The sequence below is a fragment of the Enterobacter cloacae complex sp. BZL2005 genome, assembly GCF_049238885.1.
Taxonomy (GTDB): domain Bacteria; phylum Pseudomonadota; class Gammaproteobacteria; order Enterobacterales; family Enterobacteriaceae; genus Enterobacter; species Enterobacter roggenkampii.
In genome coordinates this window covers 86,251-107,661 of sequence record NZ_JBMKGI010000011.1, presented here as the reverse complement: position 1 = coordinate 107,661, position 21,411 = coordinate 86,251, and the positions used below count along the sequence as shown (strand labels likewise).

The following is a 21,411-nucleotide window of genomic DNA, read 5'->3' as shown; positions in this document are numbered from 1 at the left end:
TCGTTTGAGTATTCAAACCACCGCTCCCCACGGAGCGGTGGTTTTCTTTTATAAGGAACAAAAATGAATTCAACGATCTGGCTCGCGCTGGCCCTGGTCCTGGTGCTGGAAGGTCTGGGACCGATGCTCTATCCACGCGCCTGGCGTCGAATGATCGCCACCATGAGCCAACTGCCGGATAATATTTTACGTCGTTTTGGCGGCGGTCTTGTGGTTGCGGGCATCGTGATCTACTACATGTTGAGGAAAACGATTGGCTGATCAAAAAGTGGTCGGATTTGGGATATTCTGAGGTCAAAAAGTGCTGTATATCTGAAAAAGCGATGGTAGAATCCATTTTTAAGCAAACGGTGATTTTGAAAAAAATGGGTAACAACGTCGTCGTACTGGGCACCCAATGGGGTGACGAAGGTAAAGGGAAGATTGTTGATCTTCTGACTGAACGGGCTAAATATGTTGTGCGCTACCAGGGCGGTCACAACGCAGGCCATACTCTCGTAATCAACGGTGAAAAAACCGTCCTCCATCTTATTCCATCAGGCATTCTTCGCGAAAACGTCACCAGCATCATCGGTAACGGCGTTGTGCTGTCTCCAGCGGCGCTGATGAAAGAGATGAAAGGTCTGGAAGACCGTGGTATCCCTGTTCGTGAGCGTCTGCTGCTCTCCGAAGCCTGCCCGCTGATCCTGGATTATCACGTGGCGCTGGACGTTGCGCGTGAAAAAGCGCGTGGCGCGAAAGCGATCGGCACCACCGGTCGTGGTATCGGCCCGGCTTACGAGGATAAAGTGGCTCGTCGCGGTCTGCGCGTGGGTGACCTCTTCGACAAAGCAACCTTCGCTGAAAAACTGAAAGAAGTGATGGAATATCACAACTTCCAGCTGGTGAACTTCTACAAAGCTGACGCTGTTGACTACCAGAAAGTGCTGGATGACGTCATGGCGATTGCAGACATTCTGACCGGTATGGTTGTTGATGTGTCCGATCTGCTGGACCAGGCGCGCAAGCGTGGCGATTTCGTCATGTTCGAAGGTGCGCAGGGTACGCTGCTGGACATCGACCACGGTACCTATCCGTACGTAACCTCTTCCAACACCACCGCGGGTGGCGTGGCGACCGGATCTGGCCTGGGTCCACGTTATGTGGATTACGTTCTGGGCATCATCAAAGCGTACTCTACTCGCGTAGGTGCGGGTCCATTCCCGACCGAACTGTTTGATGAAACCGGCGAGTTCCTGTGCAAGCAGGGTAACGAGTTTGGCGCGACCACCGGTCGTCGTCGTCGTACCGGCTGGCTGGATGCGGTTGCCGTGCGTCGTGCAGTACAGATCAACTCCCTGTCTGGCTTCTGCCTGACCAAGCTGGACGTACTGGACGGCCTGAAAGAAGTGAAAATCTGCGTAGGCTACCGTATGCCTGATGGCCGCGAAGTGACCACCACGCCGCTGGCTGCTGACGACTGGGAAGGCATTGAGCCAATCTACGAAACCATGCCGGGCTGGTCTGAGACCACTTTCGGTGTGAAAGAGCGTAGCGGCCTGCCGCAGGCGGCGCTGGATTATATCAAGCGTATTGAAGAACTGACCGAAGTGCCGATCGATATTATTTCTACCGGCCCGGATCGTACTGAAACGATGATCCTGCGCGACCCGTTCGACGCATAATCTTCGTGACTGCTGGCCTGCGGGGAGACCCGTAGGCCGGATAAGCGTAGCGCCATCCGGCGACCGCTCCTGGATCTCCGCTTTTTCGCCCCGTCTGTCAAATAAATTAGCCGCTAACTATCTGGCTGGTTTATCATCATTAATGAATATCTCTGCGGTTTGTCCGCGATTTCCCTTTTTCCTGAGGTTGATGTGCAGTTAACAAGTTTCACCGATTACGGCTTACGCGCGCTGATCTACATGGCGTCGTTACCCGATGGGAAAATGACCAGTATCTCTGAAGTCACTGAGGTCTACGGCGTATCCCGTAATCATATGGTCAAAATAATCAATCAACTTAGTCGTGCCGGATACGTTGCTGCCGTCCGCGGGAAGAATGGTGGGATCCGTCTCGGTAAACCGGCACAGAGTATTCGTGTTGGCGATGTGGTACGTGAACTGGAGCCGCTGTCTCTGGTGAACTGCAGCAGCGAGTTCTGCCACATCACGCCCGCCTGCCGCCTGAAAAAGGCGCTTTCTAAGGCCGTGCAAAGTTTTCTCAAGGAGCTGGATAACTACACGCTGGCCGATTTGGTTGAAGAGAATCAACCGCTTTATAAATTATTGCTGGTGGAATGAAGAAAATTTCCACCGGAGCTGACAACGGAGGAACCGACATGTCACACGATCCTTTCCAGGAACGCGAAGCCGAAAAATACGCGAATCCTATCCCCAGCCGCGAGTTCATCATTGAACACTTAACAAAACGCGAAAAACCCGCCAATCGTGAAGAACTTGCTGTTGAATTAAACATTGAAGGTGAAGAGCAAATTGAAGCCCTTCGCCGCCGCCTGCGCGCGATGGAGCGTGACGGGCAGCTGGTCTTTACCCGCCGCCAGTGCTACGCGCTGCCAGAGCGCCTCGATCTGCTGAAAGGGACCGTCATTGGTCACCGCGATGGCTTCGGCTTCCTGCGCGTGGAAGGCCGTAAAGACGATCTGTATCTCTCATCTGAACAGATGAAAATGTGCATCCACGGCGACCAAATTCTGGCGCAGCCGCTGGGCGCTGACCGTAAAGGTCGCCGAGAAGCGCGCGTCGTGCGCGTCCTGGTGCCAAAAACTAGCCAAATTGTTGGTCGCTACTTTACCGACGCGGGCGTGGGCTTCGTGGTGCCGGACGACAGCCGTCTGAGCTTCGACATTCTGATCCCACCTGAAGAGGTGATGGGCGCCCGCATGGGCTTTGTGGTGGTGGTGGAACTCACCCAGCGCCCAACCCGTCGCACCAAAGCGGTAGGTAAAATCGTCGAAGTGCTGGGCGATAATATGGGCACCGGCATGGCCGTTGATATGGCGCTGCGCACCCACGAAATTCCATACATCTGGCCGAAAGCGGTTGAAGAGCAGATCGAAAGCCTGCGTGAAGAAGTGCCGGAAGAATCCAAAGTGGGCCGCGTGGATCTCCGCTCCCTGCCGCTGGTTACGATCGACGGTGAAGACGCCCGTGACTTCGATGACGCCGTCTACTGCGAGAAAAAACGCGGCGGCGGCTGGCGTCTGTGGGTAGCGATTGCAGACGTAAGCTACTATGTTCGTCCGCATACCCCGCTGGATAACGAAGCGCGCAGCCGTGGTACTTCGGTCTACTTCCCGTCGCAGGTTGTACCGATGCTGCCGGAAGTGCTGTCTAACGGCCTGTGTTCCCTGAACCCGCAGGTTGACCGCCTCTGTATGGTTTGCGAGATGACCATCTCCAACAAAGGGCGCTTAACCGGCTACAAGTTCTACGAAGCGGTGATGAGCTCGCATGCGCGTCTGACCTACACCAAGGTCTGGCATATGCTGCAGGGTGACCAGGATCTGCGCGAACAGTACGCGCCGCTGGTCAAACACATCGAAGAGCTGCATAACCTCTACAAAACACTGGATCAGGCGCGCGAAGAGCGCGGCGGGATCTCCTTTGAGAGCGAAGAGGCGAAATTTATCTTCAACGCCGAGCGCCGCATTGAGCGCATCGAGCAGACTCAGCGTAACGATGCGCACAAGCTGATTGAAGAGTGTATGATCCTGGCGAACATCTCGGCGGCACGCTTCGTTGAGAAAGCCAAAGAGCCTGCGCTGTTCCGTATTCACGATAAACCGTCGACGGAAGCCATCACCGCGTTCCGCTCCGTGCTGGCCGAGCTCGGTCTGGAGCTGCCGGGCGGCAATAAGCCAGAGCCGCGCGATTACGCCGAGCTGCTGGAATCCATTAGCGATCGTCCTGATGCAGAAATGCTACAGACAATGCTGCTGCGCTCGATGAAGCAGGCGATTTACGATCCGGAAAACCGCGGTCACTTCGGCCTGGCGCTGCAGTCTTACGCCCACTTTACGTCGCCGATCCGTCGTTACCCTGACCTTTCGCTGCACCGTGCGATCAAGTATCTGCTGGCGCAGGAGCAAGGCCATAAAGGGAACACCACTGAAACCGGTGGCTACCACTATTCGATGGAAGAGATGCTGCAGCTGGGTCAGCACTGCTCCATGACCGAACGCCGTGCCGATGAGGCCACCCGCGACGTGGCGGACTGGCTGAAGTGTGACTTTATGCTGGACCAGGTCGGTAACGTCTTCAAAGGCGTGATTGCCAGCGTGACCGGCTTTGGCTTCTTCGTACGTCTGGACGAGCTGTTTATCGACGGTCTGGTGCACGTCTCCAGCCTGGATAACGACTACTACCGCTTCGACCAGGTCGGCCAGCGTCTGATCGGCGAATCTGGCGGCCAGACCTATCGTCTGGGCGACCGTGTGGAAGTGAAGGTTGAGGCCGTGAATATGGACGACCGTAAAATCGACTTCAGCCTGATCTCCAGCGAGCGCGCGCCGCGTAACGTCGGTAAAACCGAGCGCGAAAGAGCGAAAAAAGGCGGAAACGGCAAAACGAGCGGCAAGCGCCGTCAGGCCGGTAAGAAGGTGAACTTCGAGCCGGACAGCGCGTTCCGCGGCGAGAAGAAGCAGAAGCCGAAGGCGGCGAAGAAAGAAGCCCGTGCCGCGAAGAAACCTTCCGCGAAGACGCAGAAAATAGCGGCCGCCACCAAAGCGAAGCGCGCGGCTAAGAAAAAGCAGGCGGAGTAAATCCTCCCCTCACCCTGACCCTCTCCCCAACCGGGAGAGGGGAAATACTTATTACGAGAACCATCAATGAGTGAAATGATTTACGGCATCCACGCGGTGCAGGCCCTTCTCGAGCGCGCACCGGAGCGTTTTCATGAAGTGTTTATTCTGAAAGGGCGTGAAGACAAACGTCTGATGCCGCTGATCCACGCCCTGGAAGCGCAGGGCGTGGTGATCCAGCTGGCTAACCGCCAGTTCCTGGATGAGAAAAGTGAAGGCGCGGTTCACCAGGGGATTATCGCCCGCGTGAAGCCGGGCCGTCAGTATCAGGAAAACGATCTGCCGGATCTGATCGCCGAGCTGGAGAATCCGTTCTTCCTGATCCTCGATGGCGTTACCGATCCGCATAACCTCGGCGCGTGTCTGCGTAGTGCGGATGCGGCGGGCGTGCATGCGGTGATCGTGCCGAAAGATCGTTCCGCGCAGCTGAACGCGACGGCGAAGAAAGTGGCCTGCGGCGCGGCGGAAAACGTTCCGCTGATCCGCGTGACCAACCTGGCGCGCACCATGCGTATGCTGCAGGAAGAGAACATCTGGATCGTCGGTACTGCCGGTGAAGCGGATCATACCCTGTATCAGAGCAAAATGACCGGCCGTCTGGCGCTGGTGATGGGGGCGGAAGGTGAAGGCATGCGTCGCCTGACGCGCGAGCACTGCGACGAGCTGATCAGCATCCCGATGGCGGGCAGCGTGTCCTCTCTGAACGTGTCTGTTGCGACGGGCATCTGCCTGTTTGAAGCGGTGCGTCAGCGCGGGTAGCCTGTTATGCCGGGTGGCGGCTTCGCCTTACCCGGCCTACAAAGGCACGGTACCGTAGGCCCGGTAAGCGTAGCGCCACCGGGCATTAACCTCATTCCTCCAGTGACCGCAGATGGTCATCCTTCCTCAGCGTCATCAGCGCGAAAATACTCACTACTGCCGTCGCCATCACGTAGTACGCCGGAATATCTAGATTGCCCGTCTGCTTAATCAGCCCGGTTATGATTAACCCTGCGCATCCCGAGAAAATCGCGTTCGATAACGAATAGGCCAGCCCCAGCCCCGTATAGCGCACGCGGGTCGGGAACATCTCAGAGAGCATCGCCGGGCCCGGCCCCGCCAGCATGCCCACCAGACCGCCCGCAATCAATACTACTATCGCTTTCACCGCCAGCGTGCTGGACTCCGCCTGCAGAAGTTTCAGCAGCGGCAGGGCGAGGATCAGCAGCAGCGCGGTGGCGATAATCATCACCGTGCGACGCCCGATCCGGTCGCTAAGGATCCCCGATGGAATGATCGTCAGCGCAAACCCAACGTTCGAAATCACTGCGATCAACAGCGCCTGATTAAACCCGGTGTGCAGCGCCGACTGCAGATAGGTCGGCATAATCACCAGGTAGGTGTACCCCGCCGCAGACCAGACCATCACGCGGCCAATCCCCATCACGATGGCCCGGAGCGTGGCGGCAATGTCCGCCTGAGCGACGGCCGGTTTGTCCTGCTGCTGCACAAAGCTGGGTGTCTCCTCCATGCTGACGCGAAGCCACAGCGCAACAGCGCCCATGGGCAGCGCCAGGAAGAAAGGAATGCGCCAGCCCCAGTCGTGCAGGGCTTCAGGCGTGAGAAGGGCGGAGAGCAGCGCCACGATGCCGGCACCCGCTAACAGCCCCAGCGCCACGGTAAAGGACTGCCAGGCACCATAGAGCCCGCGCTTGCCTCGCGGGGCGAACTCCGTCATCAGCGAGACCGCACCGCCGTACTCGCCGCCCGCGAACAGTCCCTGCAGGATGCGAAGCAGTGTAATAATGAGCGGGGCGGCAATCCCGATGCTGGCGTAGACCGGCACAATGCCGATGGCGGCGGTAGCGAGCGTCATCAGCACCAGCACAATGATTAGCGTCGGCTTACGGCCAATCCGGTCGCCGATGCGGCCAAACACCACCGCCCCCAGCGGGCGGAAGAAGAAGGCGATGGCAAATGAGGCGTAGGTGAGGATCAGGCTGGTAAGCCCCGCTTCCCCTTCAAGCTGAAAAAAGTTCTTCGCAATGACGGTCGCCAGAAAACCGTAGACCGCAAACTCATACCACTCGATAAAGTTACCAATGGAGCCGGCAATTAATGCTCGCTTGTGCGCATCCGGTTGCATAACTTTCCTCACTGAAAGGGGGAGAGAATAAATTATTCAACAAAAGCGAAGTCATGAAATAGTTTATTCTTATGTTCTGTGAGCTATTTCACGAATGATATCAGCGGGATCGTCAACGTGTGACTCCCCTCCCATGCAGCGTGTACGCGGTCTGTCCATACTTATCGACATTGCCACTGAAGGAGGGAGACAGTATGCACTGGCAGACTCATACCGTTTTCAATCAACCTGCACCACTCTCTAACAGCAACCTTTTTCTCTCGGACTGCGCGCTGCGTGACGCAGTCTCGCGTGAGGGTGCCGAGTGGGATATCGAACTGCTCGCCAGCATCGGGCAGCAGTTAGGTACCGCAGAGTCGCTGGAGCTGGGCAGGCTGGCGAACGTGAATCCGCCGGAGTTGCTTCGCTATGACGCCACCGGAGAGCGACTGGATGACGTTCGCTTTCACCCGGCATGGCACCTGCTTATGCAGGGGCTGTGTGCCAATCGGGTACATAACCTGGCATGGGAAGAGGAGGCGCGTAAAGGGGCTTTTGTCGCCCGGGCCGCACGCTTTGTGCTTCATGCTCAGGTTGAGGCAGGCACGCTTTGTCCCGTCACCATGACGTTTGCCGCGACACCGCTCCTGCAGCAGGCGCTCCCTAAACTATTTCACGACTGGCTGACGCCGCTGCTCAGCGATCGCTACGATCCTCATCTGGCGCCTGGCGCGCAAAAACGCGGCCTGCTTATCGGTATGGGGATGACGGAAAAACAGGGCGGCTCGGACGTGCTGAGCAACACCACCAAAGCGGAAAAATGCAGCGACGGCAGCTACCGGCTGGTGGGCCATAAATGGTTTTTCTCCGTCCCGCAAAGCGATGCGCATCTGGTGCTGGCACAGGCGAAGGGCGGGTTGTCCTGCTTTTTTGTGCCGCGCTTTTTACCTGACGGACAGCGCAACGCCGTCCGGCTGGAGCGCCTTAAGGACAAGCTCGGGAACCGCTCCAACGCCAGCAGCGAGGTAGAGTTTCTTGATGCCTCCGGCTGGCTGCTGGGGGAAGAGGGTGAAGGGGTACGGCAGATCCTCAAAATGGGCGGCCTGACGCGCTTTGACTGCGCGCTGGGCAGCCACGGACTGATGCGTCGTGCGCTGTCCGTGGCGCTGTATCACGCGCATCAGCGTCAGACCTTCGGTAAAAATCTTATCGATCAGCCGCTCATGCGTGAGGTGTTAAGTCGGATGGCGCTGGTGCTGGAGGGGCAAACGGCGCTGCTGTTCCGCCTGGCCCGGGCGTGGGATAAACGCGCGGATCCCCAGGAAGCGGCATGGGCGCGGCTGTTTACCCCGGCCGCGAAATTTAGCGTGTGCAAAGCGGGCATCCCGTTTGTGGCGGAAGCGATGGAGGTGCTGGGCGGAGTCGGGTACTGCGAGGAGAGCGAACTTTCCCGCCTGTATCGCGAGATGCCGGTGAACAGCATCTGGGAAGGGTCCGGCAACATCATGTGCCTTGACGTGCTGCGCGTGCTGGCGAAGCAGCCGGGTATTCACGATCTGCTTGCCGATGAGTTTGCACAGGTAAAAGGGCAGGACAGACACTTCGACCGCAGCTGGCGACAGCTTCAGCAAAAACTGCGTAAACCGCAGGAGGCGCAGGGGCGGGAAATTGCGCAGCAGCTTTTCCTGCTGGGTGCCGGAAGCGAAATGCTGCGGCACGCATCGCCCCCGGTGGCGCAGGCGTGGTGCCGCATGATGCTGGATACCCGTGGCGGTACGCTGATGAGCGAGCAGGTGCAAAATGACCTGCTGCTGCGTGCGACGGGCAGAGTCGGTTAGTCTTTTAGCTGGAACAGACTCACCAGTTGAGCCAGATGTGACCCCTTCTCGCGCAGCGTTTGAGCGGTTTGTTCGCTGCGTGAGATACGATCCGCATTAATATGCGACGCTTCGCCAATGTGGGTCATGGCGAGATTCACCTGGCCAATCCCTGCGGACTGCTCGCGTGAGGCATGGTTAATCTCGGTGACCAGCTGGCTGATGTTATCGATATGAATGATGATGTCATCCATCGCCAGGCGCGTCTGTTCAGACAGCGCATGGCCTTCGCTCACTTTCCTGAGCGTATCGCCAATCAGCTGTTCAATCTCCTTCACCGCGTTGGCGCTGCGTCCGGCCAGGGCGCGAACTTCCTGCGCAACCACCGCAAACCCTTTCCCATGCTCGCCCGCGCGGGCCGCTTCCACTGCCGCATTCAGCGCCAGGATATTGGTCTGGAAAGCGATGGACTCAATCACGCGCGTGATGTCTTCGATGCGTTTTGACGCCTCGCGAATGTCGTCCATGGTCGACACGGCATGGGTGACCGTCTCACCGCCCTGATGGACCGCGAGGGAGGTTTCACCCACCAGCTGCTGCGTTTGCTCCATGTTGGCGGCATTTTGCTGTACGGTGGCGGCTAGCTGCTCCATGCTGGCGGAGGTCTCTTCCACGCTGCTGGCCTGCTTGTTGATCTGCTCAGAAATCTCGCCGGTATCGGAAGCCAGCGCGTTAGTGCCCAAATGGATCTCGCCTGCGGCCTCGCGAACCTGCAGAACAATTTTTTGCAGGCCGCCGCCGATGCCGTTAATGGCATCGATCAGCTGGCCGACCTCGTCCTGACGCGTCACGGGCAGGCTGGAACGGAGATCCCCTGCAGCATATTGCCGGGCAAGATGGATCACATTGCTCAGCGGTCGGGTCAGCATACGGCGAATAAGGACCACGAACAGACCAGCAAACAGGATAGATAAGACCACGCCGGCCAGCAGGAAGCGATCGCGCATGGCGTTAACGCTTGAGAGCAGCACCGATTTATCCACTTCGCCCACGATAGTCCAGTTCCAGCCTGGCAACGGGGTATAGGCCATTTTAAGCGTGCGGCCGTCGTCGCTTACGCGTTCCAGGGTGCCGGGCTTGTCACCCAGAAGCTGCTGCTGCGTCGCGTCGTCCCACTTCGGCAACTGCCCCTCTTCACCGGCATGGAACAGGTATTGCCCGCGCGTTTTGCCGTTGCTGCGATCCAGCACAAAGAAGTGACCGCTCTCGCCCAGGCGGCGGGTGAGGATTTTCTCGCGCATGACGTTCCAGGAGTGCGTAATGTCCACGCCAACAAAGACGATCGCAATGACCTGTCCTTCGGCATTTTTAACCGGCTGATACTGGGTGATATAGCGTTTGCCAAACAGCAGCGCCAGTCCGCGGTAGACTTCCCCTCTGTTGACGGCGGCAAAGGCCGGGCTGGCGGTATCCAGCACGGTGCCCATCGCCCGCTCGCCATTCTCTTTGCGCAGGGAGGTTGCTACGCGAACAAAGTCATTACCGCTGCGTACAAACAGCGTCGAAATGGCTCCCGTACGGTTCAGGAACTCGTCAGACAGGGTGTTGTTTTGATGCAGTCCGGTGTCACCGCCTTTCAGAAGCGGGACGCTGAGTCCGTTAATCGTCTGAGCCTGGGAAGTATCAATATTCAGTGGCTGCGGTAAAAAGGTGGTAAACAGCCGGGTATAACTCTCAACCTCTTCACTCAGGCTGGTGTTAAACATCTGCACCATGTCGACCATGCCGGTGGACTGATTGTGCAGGTCTTCTACCGCAAGGGCTTCAAGCTGCTGGCTGGCTTTTTGACTGAGCAGAAAAGTGAAAAGCAGAAACAGCGTGGCGACACTGACGCCCGTAAGCAGTGACAGCTTCGCCCCCAGGCCTGCACGGCGAAAAACGTTGATCATAAATTGCTCATCATTGAATAGGTGTGGTTCTTCAACGGCAGAGCGGAGATTACGTTTACTGAATTAATGTAACAAAATGTTATTTTGTTGTTATTGATTGGTTTTTCATAAGATAAAAAATTTGCAAAAGCGAAAAGCCACTAAAAATAAGTGGCTTTTATCAGGAGGGAGTTTACACGTAGAGAATGGCCTGTACCCGCCAGTGGTCGATATGGTTATCTTCCTGCATCTGGATGATGCGATACCAGGAAGCACCCTGCTCATCGGCCTTTAATGCCACGACGCGTTCAACGTCTTGCGGGCTCCCCGAGATATTATTCACGGAGATCTGGCCAATTTCATTCAGGCCAGTTACACAGTCAGCACTGGCGAATTCTGCTGACTGCGCGGTGGTGCTCACCAGGCCTGCGGAGAGCAACAGAGAGGTCAAAGCAAGAGTTCGTTTCATCGTCAGCTCCATTTCACATATTTCCGGTATCCGCCGGGCAATCCTTCGCGAATAAACCCCCATTCCTTGTCGCTGGCATGGAGTTTATTGTGGACAGGAAAATGTCTATGGACGCAAAGCAGTGTAAATGTCGTTCAAAGGTAAACCATTATTTTCGGTACAAAATGGCCTGTGAATACCACTGTCCCGTTATGATGGTTTCGTCGATCATAATAATGACGTAATAATCTGCTTTGGCGGCGACAGCTTGTGCCTTTATTGCCTCTTCTGCGTCATCCGGCGAACCGCGAACCAGCGCGGAGACGGTGCCCATTCGTTGTAATCCTTCCGTCTGATTACGACGAATCTCCTGCGGATGATCGGCAACCGGGGGAGCGGGTTGCGGTGTTCCCTGCAGTGCGCTACAGCCGCTAAGCAGAAACACCAGCAATAAAGCAGCAAACCTGTGCATAACCATATCTCGTTTCCTGATAGCCATAGTGTAGTTGTCTGTGAATTTAGTTTTGGGGGAATGTTCCCGAAGTGTTAGCTGGGACGTAATTTTCGAATGAAAATAGCCTGAAACCGTAATCCAGTTCTCAACATTATGAATCATCCATTCGTGCAGGGTCGACAATGATTGAAATTGAAATACGCCATCTCGGCGACCATGAAATTTTACACGCTATGCCAGCGGGTAAACGTGATAAACCGCTGCCTGTTGTGGTTTTTTATCATGGATTTACCTCATCGAAGCTGGTTTACAGTTACTTTGCGGTCGCGCTGGCGCAGGCAGGTTTTCGCGTGGTGATGCCGGATGCGCCTGACCACGGCGCACGATTTATGGGTAATGAGCAGGCGCGCCTTGGGCAGTTCTGGCACATACTGCACGGGAGTCTGACCGAGTTTGCCGGATTGCGTGATGCGCTTTATGAGGCAGGGCTGGTGGCCGAGCATCGTCTGGCCGTGGCCGGGGCGTCGATGGGCGGTATGACAGCCCTGGGGATCATGACGCACCATCCAGAAGTGAGGTCGGTCGCCTGTCTGATGGGCTCGGGTTATTTTACCTCGCTGGCGAAGACCCTTTTTCCCCCTCAGGATTTAGCGGAAATCACCGCGAGGCTGGAAGAGTGGGAAGTAACCCGGGCATTGCCTCGCCTCGCAGATCGACCGCTTTTGCTGTGGCACGGTGACGCGGATGATGTGGTGCCACTTGACGGTACCTTCCGCCTGCAGCAGGCGTTAAAGAAGGAAGGGCTGGACGGTAATCTGACCTGTTTGTGGGAATCAGGCGTTCGCCACCGCATTACGCCAGCGGCGCTGGACGCCACGGTAGCGTTTTTCCGCCAGCACCTTTAAACGCGCAGCACTTTTACTCCCTGATCTTCCAGCTTCTGGAGGATCTCGGGGTTAGCCCCTTTGCCGGTGATCACCAGGTCGATCTGTTCTGCGCGGCTGAACAGCATGCCTGCGCGTTCACCGACTTTACTGCTGTCGACCAGCACCACGAGTTTGCCTACCACGTTGAGCATGTTTTGTTCCGCCATCGCGGTCAGCATATCGGTTTTATACAAACCTTCAGCGGTCAGGCCTTTGCCGCTGGTAAACATCCAGTGTCCGGCGTAGAGACTGTTTTCGCTGTCCTGTGGGCTAAGCGTAATCGACTGACTTTTATTGTACTGACCACCCATGATCACCACGCTCTCATGCTCCTGATCGATGAGATAGTTGGCGAGCGGTAAGTAGTTCGTGATGATTTGCACCGGCTTGCCGCACATCTCGCGGCCCAGCAAAAACGCCGTAGAGCCGCAGTTGATAACGACGCTCTCACCGGGATTCACCAGCTGCGACGCGGCTCTGGCGATCCGCACTTTTTCATCGTGATTCTGCGCCTGATGAATGTTCATCGGCGTCCAGCGGGGGCGCTGCTGGCTAATGGCTTCCGCACCGTTGCGAACTTTTTTCAGCTTGCCGCTTTCATCCAGCTTGTTAATGTCTCGCCGCGCGGTGGCGGGGGAAATCCCTAAACGTTCGATCACTTTCTCGACGGTGATAAACCCTGTTTGCGCCAGGAGTTCCAGTAAAATTTGATGCCGTTGCGCTTCCGTCATGAGCTATTCCGATAAGAATTGATTTGAAAAGATGATATTTGAAATAGCGTGAAATTACTAAAATAAATATGAAATCGCCAGACACAAGTCTGGCGATGTGGCCTCGGAATCAGAGGAAGGACTTAAACGGCAGGTCAGGCTCAATGGTGAAGCAATCATCGAAACCACGCGGGTAGTGGTACTCAAGATTGTCTTTGTCCAGCGGCCAGGTGAACTTGCCGCCCACTTGCCAGATAAATGGCTTGAAGCCGTACTTCAGGCGGTCTTTTTTCATCTCCCACAACACGCGAATTTCCTGCGGATCGGCCTGGAAGTTTGACCAGATATCGTGGTGGAACGGAATAACGACTTTGGTGTTCAGCGCTTCCGCCATGCGCAGCATGTCGGCGCTGGTCATTTTATCCGTAATACCGCGCGGGTTCTCGCCGTAGGAGCCCAGAGCCACGTCAATCTGATGCTCGTTACCGTGCTTAGCGTAGTAGTTGGAGTAGTGGGAGTCACCGCTGTGATACAGGGAGCCGCCCGGCGTTTTGAACAGGTAATTCACCGCGCGCTCGTCCATGCCGTCTGGCAGTACACCTGCCGCTTTTTGATCGGCCGGCAGCGTAATCAGAGCGGTACGGTCAAAGGCATCAAGAGCATGGATTTCAATGTCTTTGATTTTCACCACGTCGCCCGGTTTCATCACGATGCAGCGCTCTTTCGGCACACCCCAGCCAATCCAGAGATCCACGCAGGTCTGCGGCCCGATAAACGGCACATCGTCCGCGCAGTTTTGCATCACCGCTGCCGCCACGTTTACATCAATATGGTCGTTGTGATCGTGGGTAGAGAGCACGGCATCGATCTGACGAATGGCAAAAGGATCAAGCACAAACGGTGTAGTGCGCAGGTTCGGCTGGAGTTTTTCAACGCCGGCCATACGCTGCATCTGGTGGCCTTTTTTCATCAGCGGGTTACCGTGGCTCTGTTTGCCGGTGCCGCACCAGAAATCGACGCAGATATTGGCGCCACCTTCTGATTTCAGCCAGATCCCGGTGCAACCCAGCCACCACATTGCAAACGTGCCAGGAGCAACCTGTTCCTGCTCGATTTCTTCGTTCAGCCAGCTACCCCACTCCGGAAAGGTGCTCAGAATCCATGATTCACGGGTGATGGTTTTCACTTTACTCATCGTTTTGACTCCTGGTTTTAATCAAAAGTAATCACATTGTGATTCGTTGTGATTAATGCTGGCACCATTTTACGCGCTTTGCAATAGCGAAAATGCGGAATTTTATCTGCTCAACGTCACAGACTCTCTGCTTGTTACTTGTTAGATTATCGCGTAATAAACATTAATTTCATGAATTATAAGGACTAATTTATTTCATTTGTGCGGTAGTGAAAATCATTACTAACTGAAGGGAAATAAATTGCGTGATGCGTCACAAATAATCAAATTCAATCTTGTGGTGATTATTTGTGATTAATAGAGTGATGGCACCAACCGCACAGGGATTGCCCCTCGTGTTCTCATTTCTGGAGAGAGTTATGGAGATCCTCTACAACGTCTTTACCGTTTTCTTTAATCAGGTAATGACCAACGCCCCGCTGTTGCTGGGTATCGTGACGTGCCTGGGATATATCCTGCTGCGTAAAAGCGTCAGCGTGATTATTAAAGGCACCATCAAAACCATTATCGGTTTCATGCTGTTGCAGGCGGGGTCGGGCATACTGACCAGCACGTTTAAGCCAGTCGTTGCCAAAATGTCGGAAGTGTATGGCATTAATGGGGCTATCTCTGATACCTACGCCTCAATGATGGCGACCATCGATCGTATGGGCGATGCCTATAGCTGGGTAGGTTACGCCGTTCTGCTCGCGCTGGCGCTGAACATTATCTATGTTCTGCTGCGCCGCATTACCGGTATTCGCACCATCATGCTCACTGGGCACATTATGTTCCAGCAGGCGGGGCTGATTGCGGTTTCTCTCTATATCTTCGGTTACCCAATGTGGACCACGATTATCTGCACCGCGGTGCTGGTCTCGCTCTACTGGGGTATCACTTCCAACATGATGTACAAGCCAACCCAGATAGTGACCGACGGTTGCGGTTTTTCCATCGGTCACCAGCAACAGTTTGCTGCCTGGATTGCTTACAAAGTTGCGCCGTACTTGGGTAAAAAAGAAGAGAGTGTTGAAGACCTTAAGCTGCCTGGCTGGCTGAATATCTTCCATGACAACATCGTGTCGACCGCGATTGTGATGACCCTCTTCTTCGGCGCCATTCTGCTCTCCTTCGGTATTGATGTGGTGCAGGCGATGGCGGGGAAAACCCACTGGACGGTTTACATCCTGCAGACCGGTTTCTCTTTCGCCGTGGCTATTTTCATCATTACTCAGGGCGTGCGTATGTTCGTCGCCGAACTGTCTGAAGCTTTCAACGGTATTTCTCAGCGCCTGATTCCTGGCGCGGTACTGGCCATCGACTGTGCCGCTATCTATAGCTTCGCGCCAAACGCGGTGGTCTGGGGATTTATGTGGGGCACCATCGGCCAGCTGATTGCGGTGGGTATCCTGGTCGGCTGCGGCTCCTCAATCCTGATTATTCCAGGCTTTATCCCGATGTTCTTCTCCAACGCCACCATCGGCGTATTCGCTAACCACTTCGGCGGCTGGCGCGCGGCGCTCAAGATCTGCCTGGTAATGGGCATGGTTGAAATCTTTGGCTGCGTGTGGGCGGTCAAGCTCACCGGTATGAGCGCCTGGATGGGCATGGCGGACTGGTCAATTCTGGCACCGCCGATGATGCAGGGTTTTGCCTCCATCGGACTGATCTTTATGGCCATCATCATCCTGATTGCTCTGGCTTATATGTTCTTCGCTGGCCGTTCGCTGCGAGCTGAAGAAGATGCGGAAAAACAAACAGCAGAAGTGTCTGCTCATTAAGGAGTTTCGATTATGACCGTACGTATCCTGGCTGTGTGTGGTAATGGGCAAGGCAGCTCCATGATCATGAAGATGAAAGTGGACCAGTTTTTAACCCAGTCCAACATCGACCACACGGTGAACAGCTGCGCAGTGGGTGAATACAAAAGTGAGCTGAACGGCGCGGACATCATCATCGCCTCTACTCATATCGCCGGCGAAATTAGTGTGTCGGGTAATAAATATGTGGTGGGCGTACGCAACATGCTGTCGCCTGCGGATTTCGGACCAAAACTGCTGGAAGTGATCAAAGAACACTTCCCACAAGACGTGAAGTAAGGACGCCATATGAAACTACGTGATTCGCTGGCAGAGAATAACTCCATCCTTTTACAGGCCGAAGCCAGTACCTGGCAGGAAGCGGTGAAGCTGAGTGTGGATCTGCTGGTTAAGGCTGACGTTGTCGAGCCGCGTTACTACCAGGCGATTCTGGATGGCGTAGCGCAGCATGGCCCTTACTTTGTGATTGCGCCAGGCCTGGCGATGCCGCATGGCCGCCCGGAAGAGGGCGTCAAGAAAACCGGCTTCGCGATGGTGACGCTGAAAACGCCGCTGGTGTTTAACCACGAAGATAACGACCCGGTCGACATCCTTATCACTATGGCGGCTGTCGATGCCAATACCCACCAGGAGGTGGGCATCATGCAGATCGTCAATCTGTTTGATGACGAAGCCAATTTTGACCGTTTACGCGCCTGCCGCACTGCGCAGGACGTGCTGGATTTAATTGATAACGCCACTGCGGCGGCCGTTTAAGAGGAATTGAATATGTCATTACCCATGTTGCAAGTTGCGCTGGATAACCAAACGCTGTCTCACGCTTACGAAACCACCCGCCTGATTGCGGAAGAAGTGGACATCATCGAAGTGGGCACCATTCTGTGCGTGGGCGAAGGCGTTCGTGCGGTTCGCGACCTGAAAGCGCTCTATCCGCATAAAATCGTGCTGGCGGATGCCAAAATCGCCGACGCAGGCAAAATCCTCTCCCGCATGTGCTTCGAAGCCAACGCCGACTGGGTCACCGTGATCTGCTGTGCGGATATCAACACCGCCAAAGGCGCGCTGGACGTGGCAAAAGAGTTTAACGGCGACGTGCAGATTGAGCTGACCGGCTTCTGGACCTGGGAGCAGGCCCAGGAGTGGCGCGACGCGGGCATTCAGCAGGTGGTATATCACCGCAGCCGTGATGCCCAGGCCGCAGGTGTGGCGTGGGGCGACGCGGATATCAGCGCCATCAAACGTCTGGCCGATATGGGCTTCAAAGTGACCGTCACTGGCGGTCTGGCGCTGGAAGATCTGCCGCTGTTCAAGGGCATTCCGATTCACGTCTTTATTGCCGGTCGCAGCATTCGTGATGCGGCGTCCCCGGTGGAAGCCGCGCGTCAGTTCAAACGCTCAATCGCTCAGCTTTGGGTCTAAGGAGCGGGTATGTTGTCAAAACAGGTCCCGCTTGGCATCTATGAAAAGGCACTCCCCGCGGGGGAGTGCTGGCTGGAGCGGTTACAGCTGGCGAAGCAGCTGGGCTTCGATTTTGTCGAAATGTCGGTGGATGAGACGGACGAGCGTCTTTCTCGCCTCGACTGGAGCCGCGACCAGCGCCTGGCACTGGTAAGCGCCATCGCGGAAACGGGCGTGCGCGTGCCGTCCATGTGCCTGAGCGCTCATCGTCGTTTTCCGCTCGGCAGCGAAGATGATGCCGTGCGCGCGCAGGGGCTGGAGATCATGCGTAAAGCCATCCGCTTTGCGCAGGACGTGGGTATCCGCGTGATCCAGCTGGCGGGTTATGACGTTTACTATCAGGAAGCCAACGATGAAACGCGCCGTCGTTTCCGTGATGGTCTGAAAGAGAGCGTTGAGATGGCCAGCCGTGCGCAGGTCACGCTGGCAATGGAGATCATGGATTACCCGCTGATGAACTCCATCAGTAAGGCGCTGGGCTACGCGCACTATCTGAACAACCCGTGGTTCCAGCTTTATCCCGATATCGGCAACCTGTCGGCATGGGATAACGACGTGCAGATGGAGCTGCAGGCAGGCATAGGGCATATCGTGGCGGTGCACGTCAAAGATACCCGTCCTGGCGTGTTTAAAAACGTACCGTTCGGCACCGGGGTGGTGGATTTCGAACGGTGCTTCGAGACGCTCAAGCAGACAGGCTATTGCGGGCCTTACCTGATTGAGATGTGGAGCGAAACGTCGGACAACCCTGCTGCGGAAGTAGCAAAGGCGCGGGACTGGGTGCGCGAGCGTATGGCGCGCGCGGGATTACTGGAGGCTGAACATGCTTAAGCTTAAACAGCAGGTCTTTGAAGCCAACATGGATCTGCCCCGCTATGGCCTGGTCACCTTCACCTGGGGCAACGTCAGCGCTATCGATCGCGAGCAGGGGCTGATCGTGATTAAGCCGAGCGGTGTGGCGTATGACACCATGAAGGCTGACGATATGGTGGTGGTCGATCTTGAAGGAAACGTCGTTGACGGTAAATGGCGTCCTTCTTCGGACACGGCGACCCATCTGGCGCTGTATCGGCGTTATCCGTCCCTTGGCGGTGTGGTGCATACTCATTCCACGCACGCGACCGCCTGGGCACAGGCGGGGCTGGCGATTCCGGCGCTGGGCACGACACATGCGGACTACTTCTTTGGCGACATCCCCTGCACGCGCGCATTAACGCAGGATGAAGTGGAAGGAGAGTACGAGCTCAACACCGGAAAGGTGATTATCGACACGCTGGGAGAATGCGAGCCGCTGCATACGCCGGGGATTGTGGTGTATCAGCACGGCCCGTTCGCCTGGGGAAAAGATGCCCACGACGCCGTCCATAATGCGGTCGTCATGGAGGAAGTGGCACGTATGGCGTGGATTGCCCGCGGCATTAACCCACAGCTTCAGGGCATTGATGATTACCTGATGAACAAGCATTTCATGCGCAAGCATGGCCCGAATGCCTATTACGGGCAGAAGTGAATAAGTGCTCTGGAATACCGAAAAACAGTTGTAACCGGTGGTATTCCGGAGCCATTCACAAAAAAAGCCCCCGGGCAGGGGGCAACGTCAACTATGGCTATGTTCTCGTTGTTGGCTTTCCTGGTGCTAGCGTTAAGGCGTTATCGGTAAATATCTGCACTGGCGTGCATATTGCCGTTGCTGCCGGGCTCACGGATTAACATCACGTGGTAATAGGTTGCGCCCTGGGCGTCGGTCTCTTCATTTAGTGCCTGATCTGCTTCGCTTTCGGTGGCGAAATTATGATTAATATAGATTACGCCTAAGCTGTGCACATCATCCATGTTTCTGGCCTGTCGGCTGTCTATCTTGATGGCTGCCATCGCGTTTGCACTGAGCAAAAGCGCTGCCATTAGGGCTAATGCGATTTGTTTCATGATATGCGCTCCACGACTGCGTGCTCTGAGAGGGGGACTCCTTCTTCTGTTCAGGTGATCTCTGATTAAAGTGTAATCATTCCTCCGGCGGGGAAGCGTGACCATTTCTGATGCAGTTGTTCAAAAAAACACCGCTTCCGGGTGTGAGTAATTTTAAATCACCCACTTAGACCCGCTTCGCGCTTTGTGCGAATTATTTGTGCAATCAGCTTGAGTTTCCGGGGGCGCGCAAGTATTATGACGCGTCAATTTTTCAGCCGACCTTTAACACGTTCCTTGCCTCCCCGGGCCTCGGCTGACCCAGACAGGAGGCTGAATAATCCGTAAGGAGCAATTCGATGCGTCATTACGAAATCGTTTTTATGGTCCATCCTGACCAGAGCGAACAGGTTCCGGGTATGATCGAGCGCTACACTGGTGCAATCACTGCAGCAGCGGGCACGATCCACCGTCTGGAAGACTGGGGCCGCCGTCAGCTGGCTTATCCGATCAACAAACTGCACAAAGCACACTACGTTCTGATGAACGTTGAAGCGCCGCAGGAAGTGATCGATGAGCTGGAAACTAACTTCCGCTTCAACGATGCCGTTATCCGCAGCATGGTTATGCGTACCAAAAACGCAGTGACCGAAGCATCTCCGATGGTTAAAGCGAAAGACGAGCGCCGTGAGCGTCGCGATGATTTCGCAAACGAAACCGCAGATGATTCTGATGCTGGGGATTCTGAAGAGTAATTTCTGATGACCAACCGTCTGGCGTTGTCCGGCATCGTATGCAGGGCTCCCCTTCGAAAGGTCAGTCCATCAGGAATTCCGCATTGCCAGTTCGTGCTTGAGCATCGTTCTGTGCAAGAGGAAGCCGGGTTTCACCGGCAGGCGTGGTGCCAAATGCCCGTTATTATTAGCGGACACGAAAACCAGGCCATTACTCACAGTTTAACGGTCGGTAGTGCAGTAATCGTTCAGGGGTTCATCTCTTGCCACAAGGCAAAGAACGGTCTGAGCAAAATGGTTCTGCATGCCGAGCAGATTGATTTGATAGATTCTGGAGACTAGCCATATGGCACGTTATTTCCGTCGTCGCAAGTTCTGCCGTTTCACCGCGGAAGGCGTTCAAGAGATCGACTATAAAGATATCGCAACGCTGAAAAACTACATCACCGAAAGCGGTAAGATTGTCCCAAGCCGTATCACCGGTACTCGTGCAAAATATCAGCGTCAGCTGGCTCGCGCTATCAAACGCGCTCGCTACCTGTCCCTGCTGCCGTACACTGATCGTCATCAGTAATCGGGCACGGTCCATTAATACGACTTTAAGAGGATAAGGTAATGCAAGTTATTCTGCTTGATAAAGTAGCAAACCTGGGCAGCCTGGGTGATCAGGTAAACGTTAAAGCGGGTTACGCTCGTAACTTCCTGGTTCCACAGGGTAAAGCTGTTCCAGCTACCAAGAAAAACGTAGAGTTTTTCGAAGCACGTCGCGCTGAACTGGAAGCCAAACTGGCTGACGTTCTGGCGGCTGCTAACGCTCGCGCTGAAGCAATCAACGCACTGGGCACCGTTACCATCGCGTCCAAAGCTGGCGACGAAGGTAAACTGTTCGGTTCCATCGGTACCCGCGATATCGCTGATGCAGTTTCTGCAGCAGGCGTTAAAGTGGCTAAGAGCGAAGTTCGTCTGCCGAACGGCGTTCTGCGTACCACTGGTGAGCACGAAGTTGACTTCCAGGTTCACAGCGAAGTGTTCGCTAAACTGGTTGTTAACGTTGTAGCTGAGTAATTTTTTACTCTGCTCACGTTGAAACGCCGGCCTTGTGCCGGCGTTTTGCTTTTTACAGAACCCCGCC

At 55.4% G+C, this 21,411-nt stretch carries 24 protein-coding genes; 17 read left to right on the top strand and 7 right to left on the bottom strand.

The window, feature by feature from the left end; genetic code table 11:
- Positions 1–63: 63 nt before the first annotated feature.
- The 5 genes from ACOTXI_RS17690 to rlmB all read left to right on the top strand — a co-directional run bounded on the left by ACOTXI_RS17690 (position 64) and on the right by rlmB (position 5,560).
- The gene (locus tag ACOTXI_RS17690) at positions 64–261 is read left to right on the top strand and encodes a DUF2065 domain-containing protein (protein ID WP_003855996.1); all 198 of its coding nucleotides are present in this window, start codon (positions 64–66) and stop codon (positions 259–261) included.
- A gap of 104 nt (positions 262–365) precedes the next feature.
- The gene (locus tag ACOTXI_RS17685; RefSeq protein ID WP_006178975.1) at positions 366–1,664 is read left to right on the top strand and encodes an adenylosuccinate synthase; all 1,299 of its coding nucleotides are present in this window, start codon (positions 366–368) and stop codon (positions 1,662–1,664) included.
- A gap of 192 nt (positions 1,665–1,856) precedes the next feature.
- The gene (gene nsrR, locus ACOTXI_RS17680; RefSeq protein ID WP_023293453.1) at positions 1,857–2,282 is read left to right on the top strand and encodes a nitric oxide-sensing transcriptional repressor NsrR; all 426 of its coding nucleotides are present in this window, start codon (positions 1,857–1,859) and stop codon (positions 2,280–2,282) included.
- A 38-nt stretch (positions 2,283–2,320) separates the two neighbouring features.
- On the top strand, positions 2,321–4,762 hold the full coding sequence (gene rnr / locus ACOTXI_RS17675; protein ID WP_008502912.1) for a ribonuclease R: 2,442 nt from the start codon (positions 2,321–2,323) through the stop codon (positions 4,760–4,762).
- A 66-nt stretch (positions 4,763–4,828) separates the two neighbouring features.
- On the top strand, positions 4,829–5,560 hold the full coding sequence (gene rlmB / locus ACOTXI_RS17670) for a 23S rRNA (guanosine(2251)-2'-O)-methyltransferase RlmB (RefSeq protein ID WP_058653824.1): 732 nt from the start codon (positions 4,829–4,831) through the stop codon (positions 5,558–5,560).
- A 91-nt stretch (positions 5,561–5,651) separates the two neighbouring features.
- Here rlmB and ACOTXI_RS17665 read toward each other — a convergent pair whose 3' ends face one another.
- Entirely contained in the window at positions 5,652–6,926 is a 1,275-nt protein-coding gene (locus ACOTXI_RS17665) for an MFS transporter (RefSeq protein WP_023293450.1), read from the bottom strand.
- Between the two features lie 194 nt (positions 6,927–7,120).
- Here ACOTXI_RS17665 and ACOTXI_RS17660 point away from each other — a divergent pair, with 194 nt between their 5' ends.
- The gene (locus ACOTXI_RS17660; RefSeq protein WP_058653825.1) at positions 7,121–8,743 is read left to right on the top strand and encodes an isovaleryl-CoA dehydrogenase; all 1,623 of its coding nucleotides are present in this window, start codon (positions 7,121–7,123) and stop codon (positions 8,741–8,743) included.
- Here ACOTXI_RS17660 and ACOTXI_RS17655 read toward each other — a convergent pair.
- From ACOTXI_RS17655 to bsmA, 3 genes are all read right to left on the bottom strand, one after another.
- Positions 8,740–10,671 (bottom strand): methyl-accepting chemotaxis protein, encoded by a 1,932-nt coding sequence (locus tag ACOTXI_RS17655; protein ID WP_058653826.1) that lies wholly within the window; start codon positions 10,669–10,671, stop codon positions 8,740–8,742. The genes ACOTXI_RS17660 and ACOTXI_RS17655 overlap by 4 nt on opposite strands.
- Positions 10,672–10,843: 172 nt before the next feature.
- On the bottom strand, positions 10,844–11,131 hold the full coding sequence (gene yjfN / locus ACOTXI_RS17650; protein ID WP_021240708.1) for a DUF1471 family protease activator YjfN: 288 nt from the start codon (positions 11,129–11,131) through the stop codon (positions 10,844–10,846).
- A 136-nt stretch (positions 11,132–11,267) separates the two neighbouring features.
- On the bottom strand, positions 11,268–11,597 hold the full coding sequence (bsmA, locus tag ACOTXI_RS17645; protein ID WP_023616161.1) for a biofilm peroxide resistance protein BsmA: 330 nt from the start codon (positions 11,595–11,597) through the stop codon (positions 11,268–11,270).
- Positions 11,598–11,734: 137 nt separating this feature from the next.
- Here bsmA and yjfP point away from each other — a divergent pair, with 137 nt between their 5' ends.
- Positions 11,735–12,457: an esterase gene (gene yjfP / locus ACOTXI_RS17640; RefSeq protein ID WP_058653827.1), complete on the top strand. Its 723-nt coding sequence runs from the start codon at positions 11,735–11,737 to the stop codon at positions 12,455–12,457.
- On the opposite strand, the gene ulaR is transcribed toward yjfP, so the two are convergent.
- Both ulaR and ulaG read right to left on the bottom strand, forming a co-directional pair.
- Positions 12,454–13,209 carry an HTH-type transcriptional regulator UlaR gene (ulaR, locus tag ACOTXI_RS17635; protein WP_008502904.1) on the bottom strand — a complete coding sequence of 252 codons (756 nt, stop codon included), beginning with the start codon at positions 13,207–13,209 and terminating at the stop codon, positions 12,454–12,456. The genes yjfP and ulaR overlap by 4 nt on opposite strands.
- Positions 13,210–13,318: 109 nt before the next feature.
- Entirely contained in the window at positions 13,319–14,383 is a 1,065-nt protein-coding gene (ulaG, locus tag ACOTXI_RS17630) for an L-ascorbate 6-phosphate lactonase (protein ID WP_006810379.1), read from the bottom strand.
- A 359-nt stretch (positions 14,384–14,742) separates the two neighbouring features.
- Between ulaG and ulaA the strand changes: the two genes are divergently transcribed.
- The 6 genes from ulaA to ACOTXI_RS17600 are packed head-to-tail and all read left to right on the top strand — an operon-like array spanning position 14,743 to position 19,150.
- Complete coding sequence (gene ulaA, locus ACOTXI_RS17625; RefSeq protein ID WP_021240705.1) at positions 14,743–16,143, top strand: PTS ascorbate transporter subunit IIC; 1,401 nt, start codon at positions 14,743–14,745, stop codon at positions 16,141–16,143.
- Between the two features lie 12 nt (positions 16,144–16,155).
- Complete coding sequence (gene ulaB / locus ACOTXI_RS17620) at positions 16,156–16,461, top strand: PTS ascorbate transporter subunit IIB (protein WP_003856022.1); 306 nt, start codon at positions 16,156–16,158, stop codon at positions 16,459–16,461.
- Positions 16,462–16,470: 9 nt separating this feature from the next.
- Positions 16,471–16,938 carry a PTS ascorbate transporter subunit IIA gene (ulaC, locus tag ACOTXI_RS17615; RefSeq protein WP_058653828.1) on the top strand — a complete coding sequence of 156 codons (468 nt, stop codon included), beginning with the start codon at positions 16,471–16,473 and terminating at the stop codon, positions 16,936–16,938.
- A 12-nt stretch (positions 16,939–16,950) separates the two neighbouring features.
- On the top strand, positions 16,951–17,601 hold the full coding sequence (ulaD, locus tag ACOTXI_RS17610) for a 3-keto-L-gulonate-6-phosphate decarboxylase UlaD (RefSeq protein ID WP_058653829.1): 651 nt from the start codon (positions 16,951–16,953) through the stop codon (positions 17,599–17,601).
- A 9-nt stretch (positions 17,602–17,610) separates the two neighbouring features.
- Positions 17,611–18,471 (top strand): L-ribulose-5-phosphate 3-epimerase, encoded by an 861-nt coding sequence (locus ACOTXI_RS17605; RefSeq protein WP_032655247.1) that lies wholly within the window; start codon positions 17,611–17,613, stop codon positions 18,469–18,471.
- Positions 18,464–19,150, top strand: coding sequence for an L-ribulose-5-phosphate 4-epimerase (locus ACOTXI_RS17600; protein ID WP_025911930.1), 687 nt, complete (start codon positions 18,464–18,466; stop codon positions 19,148–19,150). The genes ACOTXI_RS17605 and ACOTXI_RS17600 overlap by 8 nt, the downstream gene beginning before the upstream one ends.
- 140 nt (positions 19,151–19,290) lie before the next feature.
- Here ACOTXI_RS17600 and yjfY read toward each other — a convergent pair whose 3' ends face one another.
- Complete coding sequence (gene yjfY, locus ACOTXI_RS17595) at positions 19,291–19,566, bottom strand: DUF1471 family protein YjfY (RefSeq protein WP_058653830.1); 276 nt, start codon at positions 19,564–19,566, stop codon at positions 19,291–19,293.
- A gap of 338 nt (positions 19,567–19,904) precedes the next feature.
- On the opposite strand from yjfY, the gene rpsF reads away from it, so the two are divergent.
- From rpsF to rplI, 4 genes are read left to right on the top strand one after another with little or no spacing between them, the layout of a single operon-like run.
- The gene (rpsF, locus tag ACOTXI_RS17590) at positions 19,905–20,300 is read left to right on the top strand and encodes a 30S ribosomal protein S6 (RefSeq protein ID WP_008502896.1); all 396 of its coding nucleotides are present in this window, start codon (positions 19,905–19,907) and stop codon (positions 20,298–20,300) included.
- Positions 20,301–20,306: 6 nt separating this feature from the next.
- Positions 20,307–20,621 (top strand): primosomal replication protein N, encoded by a 315-nt coding sequence (priB, locus tag ACOTXI_RS17585; protein ID WP_008502895.1) that lies wholly within the window; start codon positions 20,307–20,309, stop codon positions 20,619–20,621.
- Between the two features lie 4 nt (positions 20,622–20,625).
- Positions 20,626–20,853 (top strand): 30S ribosomal protein S18, encoded by a 228-nt coding sequence (gene rpsR / locus ACOTXI_RS17580; protein WP_000135199.1) that lies wholly within the window; start codon positions 20,626–20,628, stop codon positions 20,851–20,853.
- Positions 20,854–20,894: 41 nt separating this feature from the next.
- Positions 20,895–21,344, top strand: coding sequence for a 50S ribosomal protein L9 (gene rplI, locus ACOTXI_RS17575; RefSeq protein WP_008502894.1), 450 nt, complete (start codon positions 20,895–20,897; stop codon positions 21,342–21,344).
- Positions 21,345–21,411: the final 67 nt, after the last annotated feature.

Bases quoted from the DNA above. Each gene is read 5' to 3' on its own strand.
- ACOTXI_RS17690 (WP_003855996.1), top strand. From the start codon at position 64: ATGAATTCAACGATCTGGCTCGCGCTGGCCCTGGTCCTGGTGCTGGAA.
- ACOTXI_RS17685 (WP_006178975.1), top strand. From the start codon at position 366: ATGGGTAACAACGTCGTCGTACTGGGCACCCAATGGGGTGACGAAGGT.
- rnr (WP_008502912.1), top strand. From the start codon at position 2,321: ATGTCACACGATCCTTTCCAGGAACGCGAAGCCGAAAAATACGCGAAT.
- rlmB (WP_058653824.1), top strand. From the start codon at position 4,829: ATGAGTGAAATGATTTACGGCATCCACGCGGTGCAGGCCCTTCTCGAG.
- ACOTXI_RS17665 (WP_023293450.1), bottom strand. From the start codon at position 6,926: ATGCAACCGGATGCGCACAAGCGAGCATTAATTGCCGGCTCCATTGGT.
- ACOTXI_RS17660 (WP_058653825.1), top strand. From the start codon at position 7,121: ATGCACTGGCAGACTCATACCGTTTTCAATCAACCTGCACCACTCTCT.
- ACOTXI_RS17655 (WP_058653826.1), bottom strand. From the start codon at position 10,671: ATGATCAACGTTTTTCGCCGTGCAGGCCTGGGGGCGAAGCTGTCACTG.
- yjfN (WP_021240708.1), bottom strand. From the start codon at position 11,131: ATGGAGCTGACGATGAAACGAACTCTTGCTTTGACCTCTCTGTTGCTC.
- bsmA (WP_023616161.1), bottom strand. From the start codon at position 11,597: ATGGCTATCAGGAAACGAGATATGGTTATGCACAGGTTTGCTGCTTTA.
- yjfP (WP_058653827.1), top strand. From the start codon at position 11,735: ATGATTGAAATTGAAATACGCCATCTCGGCGACCATGAAATTTTACAC.
- ulaR (WP_008502904.1), bottom strand. From the start codon at position 13,209: ATGACGGAAGCGCAACGGCATCAAATTTTACTGGAACTCCTGGCGCAA.
- ulaG (WP_006810379.1), bottom strand. From the start codon at position 14,383: ATGAGTAAAGTGAAAACCATCACCCGTGAATCATGGATTCTGAGCACC.
- ulaA (WP_021240705.1), top strand. From the start codon at position 14,743: ATGGAGATCCTCTACAACGTCTTTACCGTTTTCTTTAATCAGGTAATG.
- ulaB (WP_003856022.1), top strand. From the start codon at position 16,156: ATGACCGTACGTATCCTGGCTGTGTGTGGTAATGGGCAAGGCAGCTCC.
- ulaC (WP_058653828.1), top strand. From the start codon at position 16,471: ATGAAACTACGTGATTCGCTGGCAGAGAATAACTCCATCCTTTTACAG.
- ulaD (WP_058653829.1), top strand. From the start codon at position 16,951: ATGTCATTACCCATGTTGCAAGTTGCGCTGGATAACCAAACGCTGTCT.
- ACOTXI_RS17605 (WP_032655247.1), top strand. From the start codon at position 17,611: ATGTTGTCAAAACAGGTCCCGCTTGGCATCTATGAAAAGGCACTCCCC.
- ACOTXI_RS17600 (WP_025911930.1), top strand. From the start codon at position 18,464: ATGCTTAAGCTTAAACAGCAGGTCTTTGAAGCCAACATGGATCTGCCC.
- yjfY (WP_058653830.1), bottom strand. From the start codon at position 19,566: ATGAAACAAATCGCATTAGCCCTAATGGCAGCGCTTTTGCTCAGTGCA.
- rpsF (WP_008502896.1), top strand. From the start codon at position 19,905: ATGCGTCATTACGAAATCGTTTTTATGGTCCATCCTGACCAGAGCGAA.
- priB (WP_008502895.1), top strand. From the start codon at position 20,307: ATGACCAACCGTCTGGCGTTGTCCGGCATCGTATGCAGGGCTCCCCTT.
- rpsR (WP_000135199.1), top strand. From the start codon at position 20,626: ATGGCACGTTATTTCCGTCGTCGCAAGTTCTGCCGTTTCACCGCGGAA.
- rplI (WP_008502894.1), top strand. From the start codon at position 20,895: ATGCAAGTTATTCTGCTTGATAAAGTAGCAAACCTGGGCAGCCTGGGT.